Below are 19,163 nucleotides of genomic sequence, written 5' to 3' on the forward strand. Positions count from 1 at the left end.
TTAAACTTTGCTTTTTTGTTATAAAGTTACCACCAGTAAAATATTTAATAAAAAAAGAGCCTCAACATTTGAGGCTCTTTATACATCTATTTTTTTTAAACTTATTTTCCTTTGTTCGCTTCTGCAATATACCTTTCCAAAGCCATGGTCATCGAAGGTGTTTCCGGAGTTGGTGCCAAAATATCGATACGCAATCCGTGCTCCAAAGCTTCTTTCTGTGTTGTGCTTCCAAAAACTGCAATACGCGTATTGTTCTGTTGGAAATCAGGGAAATTCATAAACAATGATTTGATTCCGGTTGGACTGAAGAACGCCAATATATCGTAATATACATCAGCCAAATCAGACAAGTCACTCATCACGGTTTTGTAGAAAGTTGCTTGCGTCCAATTGACTTTAAGGTTGTTCAAAGTTTGCGGTGCATCTGCATTCAATTGATCAGAAGCAGGCAACAAGAATTTTTCGTCTTTGTATTTTTTAATCAATGGTGATAAATCTGCAAAATCTTTTTGACCTACATAAATCTTACGTTTTCTATACACGACATATTTTTGCAAGTAAAAAGCAATGGCTTCTGACTGACAAAAATATTTCAAGCCTTCAGGAACTTTATAACGCATTTCCTCAGCCACTCTAAAAAAGTGATCGACAGAATTTTTACTGGTTAAGATTATCGCTGAGTAGTTGTTGAGGTCAATTTTTTGAAGACGAACGTCTTTCGCATTAACACCCTCAACGTGTATAAAAGGTCTGAAATCAACTTTTACTTTATGCTTTTGTTGCAGCTCAAAGTAAGGAGAATTCTCTACTTTAGGCTCAGGCTGTGACACCAAAATTGTTTTCACTTTCATATTTGACATTTTCTAAATATGCTAACTTTTTGTAAACCAATAACAGATGAAATAATATGGGGCTATTTCAAGTGCGCAAAGATATAAAATAAAATAAAACAACTTGCCAATTAATAAATTTTGATAATTCTTTAAGGAAATGACGTAAGTTAACAAATTTGTTAGCAATACGGCAACTATTAAAACGTATAACAATAAATCTGGTAAACTCGAATTGTAAAACAGAATCGTGTCTACCGGCAGAAGCAGCAATCCGACATACGTTCTGTAGCTAACTTTCTGTAAATTGAATTGGTCTGAGAATTCTTCAATGTTGAAAGAAGTCGCAATAATCTTTTCAATAAGGAATTTTGAAAGTACAAATACACTCAAAAAAGTAGTAATCTGAATGAAAAGAATACCGTCGGTTTTAGAAGTATGAAAAAAATGATTTAAACAAAGTTGAATAAAAAACGCCAACGAAACCAATTGCACGACAAACAGAAAAATCGTAAAACCGCTCATGAGATACATCGAATCACGGTACATTTTGATGTATTTATCCGAAACAATCAACTTCATAAAATCCTGAAACCGACTTTCAAAAACCGATTTTACAATAGCAATAATGACAAACATTAAAACGAATACAATCGTCGCCCAATCGCGTGCTCCGATAATCCGTGGTTGCAAAATGGTTTCCATCATCATGCCGCAAAATTAGTAAAATTAACGGTATTTTGGCTTTTGTTTTTTCTTTTTGAGGTGAATTCAATTCCCATTTTATTTTCAAAAGAAATTTTATTAACATTTGGTACTTTTATTATCGTTTTCTTAAGAGGCAACTGCCATAAAAAGTTTATTTTTGCTCCATAAATTGTCCGTTTGCCATGAATGATGGAATTGTAATCATCCCTACTTATAACGAAATTGAAAACATCGAAACGATTGTGAGAGCCGTATTTTCGTTGCATAAAACGTTTGATGTTTTAGTCGTAGATGACAATTCTCCAGATCATACAGCAGACAAAGTAATTGCGTTACAAGAAGAATTTAAAGACCGATTGCACCTCGAAAAGCGCCATAAAAAATCAGGATTGGGAACCGCTTATGTGCACGGATTTCATTGGGCTTTGGCAAGGCATTATCAATATTTTTTTGAAATGGATGCCGATTTTTCTCACAATCCGAATGATTTGGAAAAGCTATACAACGCATGTCATTTAGGCGAAGCCGATGTTGCCATTGGTTCGCGCTACGTTACTGGTGTGAATGTCGTCAATTGGCCATTAAGTCGGGTTCTGATGTCGTACTTTGCATCGGTTTATGTGAAGACGATTACGGGCATGAAAATTCACGATGCGACTGCCGGATTCATCTGTTATAAACGCACCGTTTTAGAGCAAATCAATATTGATAGAATAAAATTTATCGGTTATGCTTTTCAGATCGAAATGAAATACAGAGCTTACGCCAAAGGATTTCATCTTGCGGAAGTGCCGATTATTTTTACAGACCGCACCAAAGGGCAATCGAAAATGAGTAATGCCATTATTAAAGAAGCCGTTTTTGGCGTGATTTCTTTGCGAATCAGAAAGTTTTTCAATCAATTATAATGAAAAGAATTTTAATTAAAAATGCCAAAATAGTCAATGAAGGACAAGTCTTTGAAGGCGATGTTTTAATTGAAGACGAATACATTGTTGACATCGCTGAAAGCATCAGCGCCAAGTCGACCAATACTACTATCATTGATGCCGAAGGAAATTTCCTGATTCCCGGAATGATCGACGATCAAGTGCATTTCAGAGAACCAGGCCTCACGAACAAAGGCGATATCGCTTCCGAATCGAGAGCTGCTATTGCCGGCGGAATCACTTCTTTTATTGAACAACCCAACACGATCCCCAACGCGGTAACACAAAAAATTCTCGAAGAAAAATATCAAATCGCTGCACAAAATTCGTATGCCAACTATTCCTTTATGATGGGCGCAACGAATGACAATTTAGAAGAAGTTTTGAAAACCAATCCTAAAAATGTAGCCGGAATTAAAATCTTTTTGGGTTCGTCAACGGGCAATATGCTCGTTGATAATGAAGCGGTTTTAGAAAAAATATTTGCATCAACACCAATGCTCATTGCGGTTCATTGCGAAGATGAGCAAACCATCAAAAATAATCTTGAAGAATATATTGCTGAGTATGGCGACGATGTTCCGGTAACGGCGCATCATTTAATCAGGAGCGAAGAAGCGTGTTATTTATCATCTTCCAAAGCGATTGCTTTAGCTAAAAAAACGGGTGCTCGATTGCATGTTTTTCATTTGTCGACCGCTAAAGAAATGGCTTTATTCACCAATAAAATTCCATTACAAGACAAGAAAATCACGGCTGAAGTTTGCATTCATCATTTGTGGTTTACCAATGAAGATTATGCCGCCAAAGGCAATTTCATCAAATGGAATCCAGCTGTAAAAACTGCCAATGATCGCGCAGCACTTTGGGAAGCTTTGCTCGACGACCGTATAGATGTCATAGCGACCGATCACGCGCCACATACATTAGAAGAAAAAAAACAATCCTACTTGAAAGCTCCATCGGGCGGACCATTAGTGCAACATGCTTTGGTTGCGATGTTTGAAGCCTACCATCAAGGGAAAATTGCTATCGAAAAAATCGTAGAAAAAACGGCACATAATCCCGCAATTGTTTTCAAAATAGAAAAAAGAGGATTCATCAAAAAAGGCTATTATGCCGATTTGGTCATTATAAATGCAGGTTTGCCTTGGAGCGTTAAAAAAGAAAACATCTTATACAAATGTGGTTGGTCGCCATTTGAAGGATTTACGTTTACTTCAAGAATTACCCATACTTTTGTGAACGGACAATTGGTGTATCACAATTTCAAAGTCAAAGAAATCCGTTGTGGAAAACGCTTGTTGTTTGACCGATAAAATAGAGCTATGAAATCGCCACTAACAAAAGTTTGTGCCAACAAACACCGATAAATAAAAAGGCGATACCATATATGACCGCTAATAAATAAATTCTACATATATGAAAAAATATTTATGCATAATCTGCCTTGTGCTTTTTTTGTCAAGTTGTAATCATACAACCATCGAAAAACCGAACAACCTCATTGATGAAGAGGTGATGACGGATATTCTTTATGACTTGTCGATTATGGATGCGATTAAATCTCAAAGCCCTTATGACGCCAAAAATCAATCGATAAATCCTAAAGAATACATCTTTAAAAAATATAAAATTGACAGTTTGCAATTCACGGAAAGCAATCGCTATTATGTTTCGCAAATCGAACAATACAAGAAAATGTACGACAAAGTAGCCGAGCGCATCGAAAAAGAAAAAGCAACTGCTGAAGCGTCAGAAACAAAAAAAATCCCAGCATCGAGCATCCCAACTGCTGAAGCAGGACAAGTGCGATAAGTTACTTTTGTTTGGGATAATATTTTGCGATTTCAATAATACTGGACTCAATATTCTGAAACTGAAAACCCAACTCCGACTTTATTTTTTCACTCGAATACCAATCGGTTTGATGTAAAGAACGCGCCATCGATTGACTCAAAATTCTTTTCTTATTAAATAGCATCGACAGCAATCCATCAATTCGCCAATAGATTTCTGTCATCCAAGGTCTTGCGTAAAGATTTGGTATTTTTACTTTCAAAGCCAGTGCGATGGTTTTTACTATTTTTTCGTAGGAAGCATTCTCAGCCACAACAATAAATCGCGCACCGCTCGTTTGATTTTCCATGCATTGAATCATGCTTTTTACTACATCGGTTACACACACAAATCCAGTTGAACCTTTGGTAAAAAACGACAATCCTTGTGCCACTTGCGTGAATAACAATCCGCTGCCGGTCTTCCAAAAACCGGAACCAAGTATGACTCCGGGATTGACGATGGTTACCGATAAACCTTCTTGTTGTCCGCGCCAAACTTCCATTTCTGCACCGTATTTTGAAATGGCGTAATCGCTATGGGTTGCTTCGGGATTCCATTCGGTTGCTTCGGTGATGGTATCTTCGAATTCTTTCAAATCGCCTAAAGCTGCAATCGAACTTACATAACACAGCTTTTTAACTTTATAATTTAAACAGAAATTAACTATGTTGGCGGTGCCTTCAATATTGGTTTTCCGCAATAGTTTTTCATCGTTTGGATTGAATGAAATCAATGACGCACAATGATAAACATAATCGATGTTTTGAAACACATGCTCTAGCGAAGGCACATCGATAATGTCGGCTTGAATCCATTCGATATGATCCAATAAATCAACTTTGTTATAACTGTGAAATAATGATTTTGTTTTCTCAAGAGTGGCTGCATTGCGATACAACGCACGGACTTTTTGATTGTCTTTCAACAACTGCAATAGTAAATGCGATCCGACCAAACCTGTGGCTCCTGTGACTAGTATCATGTTGTAAAAATAGTGTTTAATCGTTTAATCGTGGAATCGTTTAATCGAAAAAAAGGACTCTACGAATCCACATTAAATTTTATCTTTGCCAAAAATTGATTTGAAATGAAAAATTTAATAGCAGAATTACAATGGCGCGGAATGGTTCACGATGTAATGCCAGGAACCGAAGAACAATTGCTCAAAGAAATGACGACTACTTATGTAGGTTTTGATCCGACAAGTGATTCGTTGCACATTGGAAATTTAGTTCCGATTATTCTGTTGGTTCATGTTGCCAAATGTGGGCACAAACCTATTGCTTTGGTTGGTGGCGCTACGGGTATGATTGGCGATCCGTCTGGAAAATCTGACGAAAGAAATTTGCTCGATGAAGTGACTTTAAATCATAATGTAGAAGGCATCAAACGGGTTTTATCTCGCTTTCTTGATTTCAAATCAACCGAAAAAAACGCAGCCATTCTGGTCAATAATTATGATTGGATGAAGACTTTTACGTTTATCGATTTCGCGCGAGAAGTAGGAAAACGCATCACGGTCAATTATATGATGGCGAAAGATTCTGTGAAGAAGCGATTGTCGGGTGAAGGCGAAGGCATGTCGTTTACGGAATTCACTTACCAATTGATTCAAGGGTATGATTTTTACCATTTACACAAGCATTACAACTGTTTGCTTCAAATGGGCGGCAGCGATCAATGGGGCAATATTACGACAGGAACAGAATTGGTAAGGCGAATGAATCCCGAAGGTGCGAAAGCTTTTGCGATGACGTGTCCATTAATAACAAAAGCCGATGGTTCGAAATTTGGAAAATCGGAAGGCGGTAATATTTGGCTTGATGCCGATAAGACTTCTGTGTATAAATTCTATCAGTTTTGGCTGAATACGACCGATGTTGATGCAGAAAAATACATTAAGATTTTTACTTTTTTGGATGAAGCTACGATTAATGCATTAATTGAAGAACATCATGAAGCGCCGCATTTACGAGTATTACAACGCAAATTGGCGGAAGAAGTAACAACGCTAGTGCATTCAAAAGAAGATTTGGATAAAGCGATTCAGGCTTCGAATATTTTGTTCGGTAATGCGACTTCAGAAGATTTAAAGCAACTTGATGCAACGACTTTTTTAGAAGTTTTTGACGGCGTTCCGCAAGCAGAAATTTCAAAATCGGATATCACAAATGGTATTGATATCGTAACGGTATTAAACGAAAAAACAGGATTTTTAAAATCGAATGGTGAAGCCAGACGGGCATTGACAGAAAACTCCATTGCTGTGAATAAGGAAAAAGTGGCGGAAGGTTTTGTGTTATCAACCAATGATTTGATCAACAATCAGTTTGTATTATTACAACGCGGCAAGAAAAATTATTTTGTACTTCGAATCGTCTAAAAATCCAAAGTTAAGCGTGTCTATATCCGCAGGCGTGTGTCTCTTTACAAAACCATCAAATTACAACCCCGAATATCACTATTATCAAAACGTCCCAATACTTCGAAAGTGGTGTTGGGATTTTTTTTGCCTAAATCTTGCGTTGCGATAAACGAACACGAATTGATGTTTGCCAAATCGATGACGTTGATGCCGCCGGTTTTGCCATTATCAACATAAGTTAGTGCATCTTCGGTGTCGCGAATTAAAATGTGCATCCAAGCCGGACATTCGAAAACGCCGCCACCCAAAGAATACGCTTGTGATAGCAATTCGGTCATGCCGTATTCGGAATGAATCGCATCGACACCCAATCCGTCACACAATTGCTCGTGCAAATCTTCGCGGATGAGTTCTTTGCGTTTGCCTTTCATACCGCCGGTTTCCATGATAATGGTGTTGTTTAATTGAAATTTTTGCGTTTCAATCAAATCCAATAAAGCGTAAGTGACGCCAATCAGAATTACATTTTGACCTGATTGGTCTAGTGTGATGAGTTTGGATATTAGTTCGTCGTAATTGTGAAGGTAAAAACCGCTGTCGGGATTCTGACTTAAATCGATTAAATCCTGCACCATATAAATCAATGACGAACCTTCTCGTTCGAGATACGACGGAAGCAAAGCCAGTATTGTATAATCTTCGATGTTGCCATAGAATTGAGAAAACCCTTTGCGGTAACTTTCTTCGTATAAAGTGATATCAGTAATTAGATGTTTGCTCGTAATCATTCCGGTGGTGCCGCTACTTGTGAATGTTTGCTGAATCGCATTTTCTCCGGTAACGACTTCATGGCTTTTAAAAAACTGAATCGGTAGAAATGGAATTTGCGTAATGGACTTTACAACTTGTTTGTCAATTTGTAAATACTGACAAAATGTTCTGTACACGAGGTTATTGTCGTATTGAAAACGAAACACTTTGAGTGCTATTTTTTCAAATTGCTTATGACTCGAAATTGAAAATATGTCGGAATGAGGAATCAAGAATTTTTTTGGTAAAAGTAGGAAATAAAAAAAACTCCAACGTTGCGGTTGGAGTTTTTAATATGAGGTGTAATTAAATTACTTAATCACCAATTTACTTGTAGCAGTTTTACCAGCTTCTGTAATTTTAAGAATGTAAACACCACCTTTTAATGAAGCTACATTGATAGCATTATTAGCAGTAGTAGTATTGAATACTTGTTTTCCTAATACGTCGTAGATTACTATGTTTTTCTCAGCGTTAGCTTTTGTGTCGATAAACAAAGTTCCGTTGGTTACAGGATTTGGATATACTTTCAAACCAGTAATTTCGTTTTGAGCAACACCTAATGAATTAGGAATTGTAGTTGCGATTCTTAATTCATCCATAATCATAGTTGGGGTTTTGTTGTCAGCATCTTGACGGATTACAAATCCACCCAATTCCGTGATTGCAGTTACAGGAGTTGCAGTTAAATTAGCAGGAGTTGCGGCATTCAATGTAGTTAAATCAGGATTGAACCAAGCACTTAAAGTATTCGTGTTGAAATCATAACCCATTACTACAAATACAACTTCACCTACATTTCTTAAAGTAGCATCGTAGTTCGTAGTAGTTGATGGAGCATCAAAACCTAATTGGTATTGTGTACCGTTTTTCTTTAAAAACAATCTTGCTTTAAAACTTCTGCTAGCATCTGATAATATAGCAAAATAAGTTTCAGATAAATCGGTAGTAAGAAGTGCCATGTCAGTTACATTAATCATAAAAGAAGCATATACCGTTCCAGAAGTAGTTGGCGTGAATGGAGAGAAACTGTCAATACCAGTTCCTGAAAAAGTAATTGAATTCCCAGCTGGGCTAGTGTTAGGATAATTCAAACTACCTGCAGCGCCTACAATAAGATCAGTACCAGCAGTAAGGTTAGTCCATTTTTCTTGAGATCCTAAAGCACTATCAACAGCGTATGGAAATGCGTCAGAAAAAGGAAGTGTATTTACTGGCTTACATTCAGGGGAGTTAACACCAACAGAGGTATTACAAGTGCCACCAGTAACAGCAACAGTAAGCGCAGTTCCTTCAGGAATACCATTAATTACGATATTACCGGTTGCATTAGTAGAAGGATCGTCTCCTCCAATAGTACCTGCGTTAGGAACTAATGAATAAACTGCATTACCACCACCTGTAAAAGGAATAGTTGCAGTATACGTGTCTGGGCCAAAGTTAAAACCATCACAAACAGCCGTTACGTTACCCAGTGCTAAAGTACAAGAAGCAGAAACACTGCTCAATTTAATGTCATCAAGTCTGAATTGGGAAGTTGAAGTTGATTTAAAACGGATTGAAAGCGTTGCAGAAGATGGAATAACGCCACCGCTAATTGTTGTCAATGTCCAACCTGTTGCTGATGGAGTATAAGTTATAGGTGTCCATACAGTAGCATCTGTACTTACCTCAACGATTAATACGTTTGTTATTGGAGATGGTGTGTTAATTCCAAAAGCAAGTTGAAGGTCAGCAGTGTTATATGCTGATGAATTCAAACCATCAATTTGGAAATACTCATCAATAGCGTTTATAAATACATTTCCGCCACCTGTAGCACCATTGTATCCGCTTGAAACAGCAGTAGCACGCACGTCTGCAGTTCCTGAATAAACAATTGGAGTTGTGTTTTGGAATACATTCAAAGCAATTGCTGTAGTTCCAGCAGGAGTTCCCATGTTTTCAGAGTAGAAAGTTTGCCCGAAAGACGCAGAACCAACTACCGCTAATAGTAAAATGTAAAGTTTTTTCATTTTTAAGTTTTTAAAATTTTTAAGACTACAAATATAGAAAGTATTTTCCTTTGTATAAAAGAAATTATTGTAAAATAAAGATTAAGGAAAGGGTTGGTGTAAAAATAACTACTTGACAATCAATTTTCTAGTAGCTGTAGCTTCGCCTTCGCGGATTTTGATTATATAAACACCTGGAGAAAGACTCGCTATGGAAAGTTCTTTAGCATTGATTGTTGCTTGAAGTACTTTCTTTCCCAAGACATCAAAAATAGTAATGTCTTTGTCTAAAGAAGATTTGGAGGTGATATAAATTTTACCCGTGTTTACCGGATTAGGATAGAAACTCAAACCATCAATTGCAGTCGATTGCTGTCTGTTTTCCTGAGCCATTAGCGTCAGCGAAAACAAACAAAATAAAAACGAGATGGTATAAACGTATTTTTTTCTCATGAGTTCTTTCAATGCGGTAAAGATAGGAATTAATTTCAAAATAAAATCATAAAAAAAACACCCCTTGTTTAAGAGGTGTTTTTAATATTAATTATAGTATTTAATTACTGAATTAAATTGGTACCATCAACGTTTGACCAGCTTCCGTTTGTGATTACAGCACCGGTAGCACTTTGACTTGTTGTAAAGTTCCCTACAGGAAAAGATACTGAAATTCCAGCGGCACCAGTCGGGTCAACCAATGAAGTATTTGTGATTTTTACGTTGGTTAATTTTAATTTACCTCCGTTTACCTGATCTGTATTGGTGCTCGTATCCAAAATTCTTACTACTGTAGCGGTAAAAAGTGTTGCTCCAACGGTATAATTTAGATAACCGTCAACAACGATATTGTCATATTCGCCATTACCTTGTTTCTTAAACTGAAAAGCATCCACTTGAACATCAGTATCTACTTCCGGTGTTGTTCCGGTAGCTCTTTTTAAAGTAATGTTAACCACTTTAGGACCGAAAGCATTGTTGTTGTTTGAAGCTTCCACTTCCATACCGAAGTTTCCTTTTCCGGTTTGGTAAGCATACCAATTTGAGTTCAATTGACCTTTCCATCCATCTTGCCAGTCGAAAGCATCGTCATAATTTCCGTAAGAAACTAAATTCGTTGCACTTACAGTTCCTCCGAAAAACTCGTATCCGTCATCAGCACCTTTATAAGCTACCAAGTGATCTAATACGGTTCCTGATCCGCAAGAGTAAAATGTGAAAGCGTTGTTTTCTTTTTGTCCGTCACCTAGTTTTTTACCGGCATATTCTACACGTACATAACGCAATGTACCACCATTGTGCGTTGGATTTGTTCCGCCATAAGTTTGTACGTTTCCATCTTCTGAAGCCGCTGTTGCTGCTCCGGAAGCCGCTGTTATAGGAGCATCGCCATACATGATGATACCACCCCAGTTTCCAGGAACTTTATTTTTTTCTGTAAACACTACTGGTTGAGAAGCGGTTCCATTCACAATTAATTTTCCGCCATTCAATACTACTAATGCATTGTCTCCAGTTGCGATATCACAAGTAATAGTTGAACCTGCATCGAAAGTAACAGTGACTCCAGGGTTAATTTTTACAATACCTGCAAGCGTATAAGTTCCGCTTGGGAAAGTGGTGTTTGTCGTAATGATTCCTGTAATTGAACCAACTACTGGAGCTGGTGTTGTATCTTCATCATCAGAAGAAGAACAAGACGATGACACAATACCTGCAATAAAAAGTAATGCTAAAAATGAATTTTTCATGTTGTGTGTTTTTTTGTTTTTTAATTGATACAAATGTAGATTGTGCTATTTTTTTAGCGGTTAGATGAATGTTACAAAAAGGTTATATAAACGAAATGAAAATGTCAATTTAATGTTACCAAAAGCAATTAACTTAACATAAAAAAAGCGACTTGTTGAAAGTCGCTTTGGTATGAAATCTTAGAAAGTATACCCTAAATTTAAAGAGAAACCAATACCTCGTTTATAATCTTGAATCGTTTTCGTATCGGTGTGAATCTCCACTTTACTATCGTCACCCAAAACAAAATTTTCTTTAGGATTCAGCAGGTTGTCGGCAGAGAATTTCAAGCTCCAGTTTTGACCTAATTTATTGGTCCAGATAAAATCGAGTTTGCTCACTGGCAATTCATAAATATGATCCAAACCGGCAGTTCCGACACTGTAGATTCGTTTTCCAAATACAGAATAAACCAACGACATCGTATTGCTCCAGTTTTTATTAAAGTTAAATTGGTATTTCAAATCCGAATTGATAATCCATTTCGAAGCACCTTGCAGTTCACGACTTTGGTGTGTTTCAATCGATTGTGTCGCAACGCCATCAGGATTTAAGGTAGTTGGCGCAATATTGACTTTAGTCTGCATCAAAGAAGTATTGAATCCAAAAGAGAAATCAGACAAGCTTTTACTGATTCTGCTCAATTCGACCAACAACTCCAATTCGGCACCAAACAAAGTCGCGTCATTCGAGTTTAGAAAAGTTGTGATTTGTCCACCGGCATCAGCTTTGTATGTTCGCTCAATTGGGTTGTCAATCTTTTTTCCAAAGACACCAACTACAACCATTTCCTTAGCGGTTGGGAACAATTCGTATTTCAAATCGACATTCAAATTATCGCTATTCACAGCAAACGGATTCCCTTGTTGGCTCGTATTGTCACCATTTACAATCGTAATTGGCATCGCTTCCATGATAATCGGTTTGGTATAAGTTTTAGAAACTGCAAAACGCAAATTGCTGTTTTCATTCACCGCATATTTCACATTCAAAGAAGGCAATACATAAGTTTTGTCTGTCGTCTTTTTTAAATAAGGATCGGTAAACAAACCGTTGTATTTATACTTAATTTCACGATTGTATTTTTCTGCACGAACACCACCATTGATTTCAAGCGCATTGAATTTTAAAAACAAATTCGCATAACCTGCATTCGTAAATTCATTGAGCTTTGTTTTGTACGATGGGCTTGAACCTTCCAAATAATATATATTATTGTTATCAAAATCGTCATTCAAAAACGAATCGATGCTGTTGATAGGCACGTTGAATGAACCTTGACTTGGCGAATTTTCTCTAAGGAAAACAAATCGATACGAGGTTTGGGCGTTGTTTCCATTGCCGTTATAACCCACTGTCAGTTTGTTGTTTTTGTCTTCACCGCCAAATTTCCAGTTGTATTCTAATAAATGGGAATAAAAATAATTTCCATGAATGTCAAGATATTGCTTGATGAAATTATTCCCGCCATAATTCAAAATAAAACTGCCGTCAGCTTGCGGTGCTGCAGTAAAGAATTTTCTGTCTGGCAATTGATAACTCGTTTTCGCGAATGAACTACCGAATTTAATCGTATGATTTTTATCTTTGGTCAATGCATATTCTCCGAAAAGTTGTCCGTTGAGGTAATCCGATTCTTCAAACTGGTTGGTTCTCGTTGTGCCGATGCTGCTGGTGTTTCCGTCAGTAGTTCCCAATTGGTCTAAAATCATGCTTTCTGTTGAATGTAAATACATCGCATTTCCAGAAAGATTCCAACGGTTGGTTTTGAAATTCACACCAACCAAGGATGACATCGAAGTTTTGTAGATGTTTTCATTGCCTTGCAAATGATTGTTGAATTCACCATTGGCATTGATCGTATTGTTGGCTCCTTTTCTGTTTTCAAAACTATTGTCGAAATTCAATGACAATAAATACGAAATCTTGCGGTCTTTTGAAAGTTCAAATTTTTCTGAATGTAAAAACCCAATACTGCTATTCAAAGGGCTTTGTGTAGCGTCAACATCCCAACCATTTTCAATTTTTTTAGAATCTTCCGATGTCAAGATTTTACTCGAAGGTTTTTTCCCGAAAAGTCCAGAAATTTCTCGACCATTTCCATTCATACCAAAGAAACCTTTTGTAGTGTTGGCATCTTGTGAAATCAGAAAATCATTGAGGTTATTGTTGGTTGTATACCCAACTCCAATACTCACTTTGGTTTGACTTTTTCCGCTCAATGAAGTTGCAATATTGAATGTTCCTCCAGCAAAATCACCGTAAATATTTGGGTTGAATGTTTTAAAAACTTCAATCACACTAACGATATCGGTTGGAAATAAATCTAGTGGAATGATTTTTTTAAACGGATTGTTCGTCGGTGCCGCCAAATCATTAATCAATAAATTATTGTAACGATCTTCGAGTCCACGCACAAACAAACCACGCGAACCTACTTTGGTAATTCCGGTAATTTTCGTCAAACCTTCTTCCACATCACTCACGCCTTTTCTCGCCATTTCTTGCGCACCGATGCTTTGTTTGATTTCCACCGCTTTCTTCTGATCGAGCAATAATGCAGTTTCTTTTTCTCGTCCACCGGTAGCTTTCACGACTACATCTTCGAGTTTATAACTTCCCGAGCCTAGTGTTTTATTAACAGTAAGCGTTTCGCCGGCTTTTACTGTGACAGGAACTTCTACATTTTCATATCCTAAAAAACTAAAGACTAAAGTATAATTACCGGCAGCGATAGTGAAGCTGTATTTTCCGTTTTCATCGGTTGTTGTGCCAATTGTGGTGCCTTTAATGGCAGCGTTGGCAAAAGGTAAAGTTGCGTTGTTGGCCTCTTTGTCCCTAAGTACACCGGTGATGGTGCCTTTGGTTTGCGCGAATGTAAAAGAACAAATAAAAAGAGTAAGTATGATTAATTTAAATTTCATCTTCTTTATGTATGTTAAATTTTGGTGCAAAGAAACGTCCGTCTTGTAAAGTTCATGTTACTTACTTGTTACGATTTGGTTTCTTAATGATTACGGAATTGTTAACAGATTAAATTACAGTTAATACGATTTAACGATATTCTTTTATCTTTACATTTACAATCGCAAAGGAATGCATCAACCTTAATTTGTAAATGGAATGATGTTATAAAACCATTAATTTTGCTATTATGAAGAAAAAAGACATCAAGATTTTATTGGTAGACGACGAACAAGATATCCTAGAAATTGTAGGATACAACCTCGCTCAAGAAGGTTATCAAATTGTTACGGCATCCAATGGTAAAGAAGCGATTGTGAAAGCCAAAAAAGAGTTGCCACAACTGATTATTATGGATGTTATGATGCCCGAAATGGATGGGATGGAAGCTTGCGAAAACATCCGAAGAATTCCCGAATTGAGTCACGTTATCATTACTTTCCTTACAGCAAGAAGCGAAGATTATTCTCAAGTAGCCGGTTTCGATGCCGGTGCCGATGATTACATCACCAAACCCATCAAACCAAAATTGTTGGTTAGTAAAGTGAAAGCATTGTTGCGCCGATTGAAAGAAGACGAAGCCAAAGGTTCAGAGACGTTGAATGTAGGCGATATCGAAATCAATCGCGAAGAATATAAAATCATCAAAGACAACCGAGAAATCGTTTTACCAAGAAAAGAATTTGAACTCTTTTATTTGTTGGCTTCCAAACCTGGGAAAGTATTCAAAAGAGAAGAGATTCTTGACAAAGTATGGGGCAATGAAGTCATTGTCGGCGGCAGAACCATCGATGTTCACATTCGTAAATTAAGAGAAAAAATTGGTGATGATTTCTTCAAAACCATCAAAGGTGTAGGTTATAAATTTGAAGTCTAACTAAAGCATCAAAGTACCATATTTACGCTATCTTTGTTGTTTCTTGTTAGGCATTTTGTAACTACTTATCATGGCGGTTAATTTTAAAAAAACATACACTTTTGCTGTTAAGTCAGCCCTATATATCACTTTTTTTTCTACAGGTGTTGTTGGTTTTCTTACCTATTATTTTTTTGAATTCTCACTCGAATTTTGTCTCTGTTTTGCAATAGCCATAGCCCTTTTCGCTTTTTTTGTATTGCAATACCGGGTAGAACATTTCATCTACCGCAGGGTAAAAAAAATCTACGATGATGTGTCACTTTTAGAATCTTCAAGCTTCAGAAGTCAACCCATCACGACCGATATGGCCACATTAACAAGAGAAGTTAAAAAATTCGCCACCGATAAAAAACTCGAAATCGAAATGCTCAAAGTGCGTGAAGAATACCGTCGCGAATTTATTGGCAACGTATCACATGAATTAAAAACGCCTTTATTCACCGTGCAAGGTTATCTTTCTACATTGCTTGATGGTGCGATGAATGATAAAAGCATCCGCAAAAAATACTTACAACGAGCTGAAAAAGGCGTAGAACGATTGATTTACATCGTGCAGGATTTAGACATGATTTCCAAACTCGAAATGGGCGATTTAAACCTCGAAACACACACTTTCGACATTGTAAAACTCGTGCAAAACGTATTCGATTTACTCGAAATGGAAGCTTCTAAAAAAGATATTTTGTTGTTGTTCGATATGCAATATAACAAACCCATTATCGTACTTGGCGATAGTGAAAAAATCGAGCAAGTCTTAATCAATCTCGTGATGAATTCCATCAAATATGGTAAAGAAAAAGGCTCCACAGAAGTGAGTATTGAAGGTCTCACAGAAAATAAAGTAATCGTTCGCATCAAAGATGATGGGGAAGGCATCGAAAAACACAACATTTCAAGACTTTTCGAACGGTTTTTCCGCGTCGATAAAAGTGGTGCTAGAAGCGAAGGTGGTTCTGGTTTAGGATTGTCAATCGTAAAACACATTATCGAAGCCCACGACGAAAAAATTTATGTAGAAAGCGAATTCGGCAAAGGATCAGAATTCTCCTTTACGCTCGAAAAGGCATAATAAATTCTTCCAATGAATGGGTTCGTTTTTTAAAGCGGCGTTTTTATACAAATCCATTTCCAGTAATTTATCGAATGAAAAATCTTCTTGTTTCGAATACGGAAACAATCCGTTTTTCTTCAATCTTTTGGCTAAATATTCTTGCTCATATTGTCCAGGCGTTGGAATGAAAAACGCTTTTTTCTCTAGTTTAGCCAAATCCATAACTGTGGTGTAACCCGAACGACAAAGTACCATTTTGCTTTCGTTGAAGGTTTGTTCGAGTTGAGACGTAGTCATAAAATTATAGAAAGTCACATGGTCAATCTCTATTTTCGATTGCTGCAAAGCCATTTTGCCACAGATAAAAACGACATTACCTTCGAAGTCATCAATCATATCGCGCAGTCGATGTTCTAAAATACTGCGTTGCGGTTCCGGCCCCGAAAGGATTACCATCAAATCGTATTTTATCGGAACCTCTTTTTTCTCCAATCGACTCAGTGGACCGATATATTTGATATGATCTATAGGCGTTTTCAAATGGCCTAACTTTCCAGTTAAGTTCGGTGTATCTTCATAATCAGGAACCCAACATTCGTCGAATTTTTTGATGATGTGTTGGTGTAATTTACTCGTAATCCAAGTGGTGTTTCCCGTCAATACATTCAATTGGTGTGTGATAAAAACGGCATGCACTTTTTTGCTAAAAACACCCAATCGATTGTCGGAAATAATGCCGACGAGGTTATATTCTTTAACCCATTGTTTGACAGTTTTCTTCTCTTCCCGAATCGCATCCATCATTTTAGGCATGTTCTTGAGCATTTTCCATTTGAAATCTGCGCCATCTTTGGCATATTCAATTTCATACGAAGGCAATTCTAGTGATTTCAAATGTGGAAATTCTTTTCGAAGCATTGTCAAAGCATCTCCGTCGGAGGCAATAATCGGAGTAAAGTTGTTTTCTTCCAAAGCTTTAATAATCGGAATGCAGCGCGTGGCATGACCTAAGCCCCAATTTAAAGGAGCAACCAAAATATTTTTTTGCATTACACTCAAGGAAATATAAAATGATTAAGTTTTAAAACGCGAAGATAAAAACATTCTAGGTCTTGTATATTTCGCTAATTTTGCCAAAACATTAAATAATATCGTGGGAAGTAAAAATAAGTTAAAAAGATTTAAAGAAAACGAAACCTTCGAAAACGTTTTTCAACCAACTCGAGAAGAAGTCGTGTCAGGAAGTTTTCCACTCAAAGGCAAATGGAACAGCGATTTTTTCAAAAATGAAAATCCGTTAATTTTAGAATTGGGTTGTGGTAAAGGCGAATATTCAGTTGGTTTAGCAGAACGTTATCCCAATAAAAATTTTATAGGAATCGACATCAAAGGCGCGCGTTTCTGGCGTGGTGCGAAAACTGCTGTTGAAGACGGTTTGCACAATGTAGCCTTCATCCGTACCCAAATCGAATTAATCGACCATCTTTTTGCTGAAAATGAAGTCGACGAAATCTGGATTACTTTTCCCGATCCGCAAATCAAATACAAACGCACCAAACACCGCATGACCAATACGGAGTTCTTGAAACTCTATAAAAAAATACTCAAAAAAGACGGTGTGGTCAATCTAAAAACCGACAGCGAGTTCATGCACGGATACACGTTAGGATTGCTGCACGGCGAAGGCCACGAAGTGTTGTATGCGAACCACAATGTGTATAAAAATGAGGGAAGTCCAGATGAAGTAACCGCCATTCAAACCTTCTACGAAAAACAATATTTGGAAATCAACAAAGCAATTACGTATATTCGTTTTAAAATCAAATAGATGGCGATTGTGTTACCACTTTTCTTGGGTTTTAGTATTGCTTTTCTTGCGGTTATTCTTCCGGGATTAATCAATATGACAGCAGCAAAAATCAGCTTAGAAGAAGGTAAAACACAAGCTATGAGTTTCGCTATTGGTGCCTCGATTGTTGTTTTTTTTCAAACGTATCTTGCGGTACTTTTCGCCAGATTCATCAGTATTCACACCGAAATCATTTCGATGTTGCAGGAAATCGGCATCTTGATTTTTACGGGATTGAGCATTTTCTTTTTCTGGATTGCCAAGAAACCAAAAAAGCCCAAAGCTGATATTAAAATCAAAGGCAAATCAAACCGTTTTTTCTTTGGCATATTGATGTCGATGATCAATTTTCTGCCGATTCCGTTTTATGTTTTCGCGAGTATGAGTATTGCGAGTTCAGGGTATTTTCATTTCGAACGCTATGAAATTTTGAATTTCGTTCTCGGCGTCGTTCTCGGATCGTTTACCGTTTTTTATATTTACCTCGTAGCCTTCAAATCGATTGAAAACAAAACCAAATTTTTGATGAAAAACATCAACACGATTATTGGTTGCGTCACTTTGAGTATGGCGCTTTTCACTTTATTCAAACTCATTTACCATTAATCATGGAACCCAATTTCTTCGAACGTGTTTACGCCGTTGCCAAACAAATTCCATACGGTAAAGTCACTTCGTATGGCGCCATTGCCAAAGCACTAGGCACCGGAAGATCTGCAAGAATGGTTGGCTGGGCCATGAATGCATCCCACAGTATGGAAGATATTCCCGCACATCGCGTGGTCAACAGAAAAGGATTGCTCACCGGAAAACACCATTTCGACGGCACGAATTTAATGCAGCAACTACTCGAAAGCGAAGGCATCAAAGTAGTCGATAATCAAATCATCGATTTCGAAAAACATTTTTGGGAGCCGGAAGTTGATGGTTGTTTGTTGTAGGTTGTTTGTTGCGTTTACTTTTTTTTGAACGGTACTTTTCAATTTGCATTTTGTCTTGCATCTTCAAATATGAACTGAAAAATACTCGTTCTGATTTACGAATAGTAACCTACAACCTACAACTTACAACTGTCAACTAAACTTTGAAACTTCATAACTTCTTCACTATCTTTGCA

18 protein-coding genes are annotated in these 19,163 nt (G+C 37.1%); 9 read left to right on the forward strand and 9 right to left on the reverse strand.

Annotated features, from left to right (window positions below; translation table 11 throughout):
• Window positions 1-101: 101 nt before the first annotated feature.
• Together RMO03_RS04555 and RMO03_RS04560 are read right to left on the reverse strand one after the other, a co-directional pair.
• Window positions 102-851, reverse strand: coding sequence for a uroporphyrinogen-III synthase (locus RMO03_RS04555; RefSeq protein ID WP_309640905.1), 750 nt, complete (start codon window positions 849-851; stop codon window positions 102-104).
• A gap of 21 nt (window positions 852-872) precedes the next feature.
• The gene (locus tag RMO03_RS04560; RefSeq protein WP_309640906.1) at window positions 873-1,538 is read right to left on the reverse strand and encodes a DUF4271 domain-containing protein; all 666 of its coding nucleotides are present in this window, start codon (window positions 1,536-1,538) and stop codon (window positions 873-875) included.
• Window positions 1,539-1,720: 182 nt separating this feature from the next.
• Between RMO03_RS04560 and RMO03_RS04565 the strand changes: the two genes are divergently transcribed.
• The 3 genes from RMO03_RS04565 (at window position 1,721) to RMO03_RS04575 (ending at window position 4,285) form a co-directional block, all read left to right on the forward strand.
• Entirely contained in the window at window positions 1,721-2,446 is a 726-nt protein-coding gene (locus RMO03_RS04565; RefSeq protein ID WP_309640907.1) for a polyprenol monophosphomannose synthase, read from the forward strand.
• Window positions 2,446-3,786 (forward strand): dihydroorotase, encoded by a 1,341-nt coding sequence (locus tag RMO03_RS04570; RefSeq protein WP_309640908.1) that lies wholly within the window; start codon window positions 2,446-2,448, stop codon window positions 3,784-3,786. Before RMO03_RS04565 ends, RMO03_RS04570 begins: the two co-directional genes overlap by 1 nt.
• Before the next feature lie 103 nt (window positions 3,787-3,889).
• A complete protein-coding gene (locus RMO03_RS04575; RefSeq protein WP_309640909.1) occupies window positions 3,890-4,285 on the forward strand; it encodes a DUF4296 domain-containing protein in 396 nt (131 codons plus the stop codon).
• A gap of 1 nt (window position 4,286) precedes the next feature.
• On the opposite strand, the gene RMO03_RS04580 is transcribed toward RMO03_RS04575, so the two are convergent.
• Window positions 4,287-5,291: an NAD-dependent epimerase/dehydratase family protein gene (locus RMO03_RS04580; protein ID WP_309640910.1), complete on the reverse strand. Its 1,005-nt coding sequence runs from the start codon at window positions 5,289-5,291 to the stop codon at window positions 4,287-4,289.
• Window positions 5,292-5,396: 105 nt separating this feature from the next.
• Between RMO03_RS04580 and tyrS the strand changes: the two genes are divergently transcribed.
• The gene (gene tyrS, locus RMO03_RS04585) at window positions 5,397-6,692 is read left to right on the forward strand and encodes a tyrosine--tRNA ligase (RefSeq protein WP_309640911.1); all 1,296 of its coding nucleotides are present in this window, start codon (window positions 5,397-5,399) and stop codon (window positions 6,690-6,692) included.
• Between the two features lie 44 nt (window positions 6,693-6,736).
• Here the strand turns inward: tyrS and RMO03_RS04590 are convergent, their stop codons facing one another.
• From RMO03_RS04590 to RMO03_RS04610, 5 genes are all read right to left on the reverse strand, one after another.
• Entirely contained in the window at window positions 6,737-7,717 is a 981-nt protein-coding gene (locus RMO03_RS04590; RefSeq protein ID WP_309640912.1) for an acyl transferase, read from the reverse strand.
• Window positions 7,718-7,795: 78 nt separating this feature from the next.
• Window positions 7,796-9,499: a T9SS type A sorting domain-containing protein gene (locus RMO03_RS04595; protein ID WP_309640913.1), complete on the reverse strand. Its 1,704-nt coding sequence runs from the start codon at window positions 9,497-9,499 to the stop codon at window positions 7,796-7,798.
• Window positions 9,500-9,607: 108 nt separating this feature from the next.
• Window positions 9,608-9,931 (reverse strand): T9SS type A sorting domain-containing protein, encoded by a 324-nt coding sequence (locus tag RMO03_RS04600; RefSeq protein WP_309640914.1) that lies wholly within the window; start codon window positions 9,929-9,931, stop codon window positions 9,608-9,610.
• Between the two features lie 104 nt (window positions 9,932-10,035).
• Entirely contained in the window at window positions 10,036-11,223 is a 1,188-nt protein-coding gene (locus RMO03_RS04605; RefSeq protein ID WP_309640915.1) for a hypothetical protein, read from the reverse strand.
• 180 nt (window positions 11,224-11,403) lie between these two features.
• Entirely contained in the window at window positions 11,404-14,187 is a 2,784-nt protein-coding gene (locus RMO03_RS04610) for a carboxypeptidase-like regulatory domain-containing protein (protein WP_309640916.1), read from the reverse strand.
• Window positions 14,188-14,417: 230 nt separating this feature from the next.
• On the opposite strand from RMO03_RS04610, the gene RMO03_RS04615 reads away from it, so the two are divergent.
• Window positions 14,418-15,104 carry a response regulator transcription factor gene (locus RMO03_RS04615; RefSeq protein WP_309640917.1) on the forward strand — a complete coding sequence of 229 codons (687 nt, stop codon included), beginning with the start codon at window positions 14,418-14,420 and terminating at the stop codon, window positions 15,102-15,104.
• 70 nt (window positions 15,105-15,174) lie between these two features.
• The gene (locus RMO03_RS04620) at window positions 15,175-16,215 is read left to right on the forward strand and encodes an ATP-binding protein (protein ID WP_309640918.1); all 1,041 of its coding nucleotides are present in this window, start codon (window positions 15,175-15,177) and stop codon (window positions 16,213-16,215) included.
• On the opposite strand, the gene RMO03_RS04625 is transcribed toward RMO03_RS04620, so the two are convergent.
• Entirely contained in the window at window positions 16,183-17,247 is a 1,065-nt protein-coding gene (locus tag RMO03_RS04625) for a glycosyltransferase (protein WP_309640919.1), read from the reverse strand. The two genes, RMO03_RS04620 and RMO03_RS04625, sit on opposite strands and share 33 nt — an antisense overlap.
• Before the next feature lie 103 nt (window positions 17,248-17,350).
• Here RMO03_RS04625 and trmB point away from each other — a divergent pair, with 103 nt between their 5' ends.
• Genes trmB through RMO03_RS04640 form a run of 3 tightly spaced genes read left to right on the forward strand, consistent with a single transcriptional unit; the run spans window position 17,351 to window position 18,987 of the window.
• Window positions 17,351-18,025 carry a tRNA (guanosine(46)-N7)-methyltransferase TrmB gene (gene trmB, locus RMO03_RS04630; protein WP_309640920.1) on the forward strand — a complete coding sequence of 225 codons (675 nt, stop codon included), beginning with the start codon at window positions 17,351-17,353 and terminating at the stop codon, window positions 18,023-18,025.
• Window positions 18,026-18,652 (forward strand): lysine transporter LysE, encoded by a 627-nt coding sequence (locus tag RMO03_RS04635; protein WP_309640921.1) that lies wholly within the window; start codon window positions 18,026-18,028, stop codon window positions 18,650-18,652.
• Complete coding sequence (locus RMO03_RS04640; protein WP_309640962.1) at window positions 18,652-18,987, forward strand: MGMT family protein; 336 nt, start codon at window positions 18,652-18,654, stop codon at window positions 18,985-18,987. The genes RMO03_RS04635 and RMO03_RS04640 overlap by 1 nt, the downstream gene beginning before the upstream one ends.
• Window positions 18,988-19,163: the final 176 nt, after the last annotated feature.

Source organism: Flavobacterium sp., from assembly GCF_031411595.1.
Lineage (GTDB): Bacteria > Bacteroidota > Bacteroidia > Flavobacteriales > Flavobacteriaceae > Flavobacterium.

Bases quoted from the DNA above. Each gene is read 5' to 3' on its own strand.
- RMO03_RS04620 (WP_309640918.1), top strand. From the start codon at position 15,175: ATGGCGGTTAATTTTAAAAAAACATACACTTTTGCTGTTAAGTCAGCC.
- RMO03_RS04610 (WP_309640916.1), bottom strand. From the start codon at position 14,187: ATGAAATTTAAATTAATCATACTTACTCTTTTTATTTGTTCTTTTACA.
- RMO03_RS04560 (WP_309640906.1), bottom strand. From the start codon at position 1,538: ATGATGGAAACCATTTTGCAACCACGGATTATCGGAGCACGCGATTGG.
- RMO03_RS04575 (WP_309640909.1), top strand. From the start codon at position 3,890: ATGAAAAAATATTTATGCATAATCTGCCTTGTGCTTTTTTTGTCAAGT.
- RMO03_RS04580 (WP_309640910.1), bottom strand. From the start codon at position 5,291: ATGATACTAGTCACAGGAGCCACAGGTTTGGTCGGATCGCATTTACTA.
- RMO03_RS04600 (WP_309640914.1), bottom strand. From the start codon at position 9,931: ATGAGAAAAAAATACGTTTATACCATCTCGTTTTTATTTTGTTTGTTT.
- RMO03_RS04565 (WP_309640907.1), top strand. From the start codon at position 1,721: ATGAATGATGGAATTGTAATCATCCCTACTTATAACGAAATTGAAAAC.
- RMO03_RS04605 (WP_309640915.1), bottom strand. From the start codon at position 11,223: ATGAAAAATTCATTTTTAGCATTACTTTTTATTGCAGGTATTGTGTCA.
- RMO03_RS04570 (WP_309640908.1), top strand. From the start codon at position 2,446: ATGAAAAGAATTTTAATTAAAAATGCCAAAATAGTCAATGAAGGACAA.
- RMO03_RS04615 (WP_309640917.1), top strand. From the start codon at position 14,418: ATGAAGAAAAAAGACATCAAGATTTTATTGGTAGACGACGAACAAGAT.
- RMO03_RS04555 (WP_309640905.1), bottom strand. From the start codon at position 851: ATGAAAGTGAAAACAATTTTGGTGTCACAGCCTGAGCCTAAAGTAGAG.
- tyrS (WP_309640911.1), top strand. From the start codon at position 5,397: ATGAAAAATTTAATAGCAGAATTACAATGGCGCGGAATGGTTCACGAT.
- RMO03_RS04595 (WP_309640913.1), bottom strand. From the start codon at position 9,499: ATGAAAAAACTTTACATTTTACTATTAGCGGTAGTTGGTTCTGCGTCT.
- RMO03_RS04625 (WP_309640919.1), bottom strand. From the start codon at position 17,247: ATGCAAAAAAATATTTTGGTTGCTCCTTTAAATTGGGGCTTAGGTCAT.
- RMO03_RS04635 (WP_309640921.1), top strand. From the start codon at position 18,026: ATGGCGATTGTGTTACCACTTTTCTTGGGTTTTAGTATTGCTTTTCTT.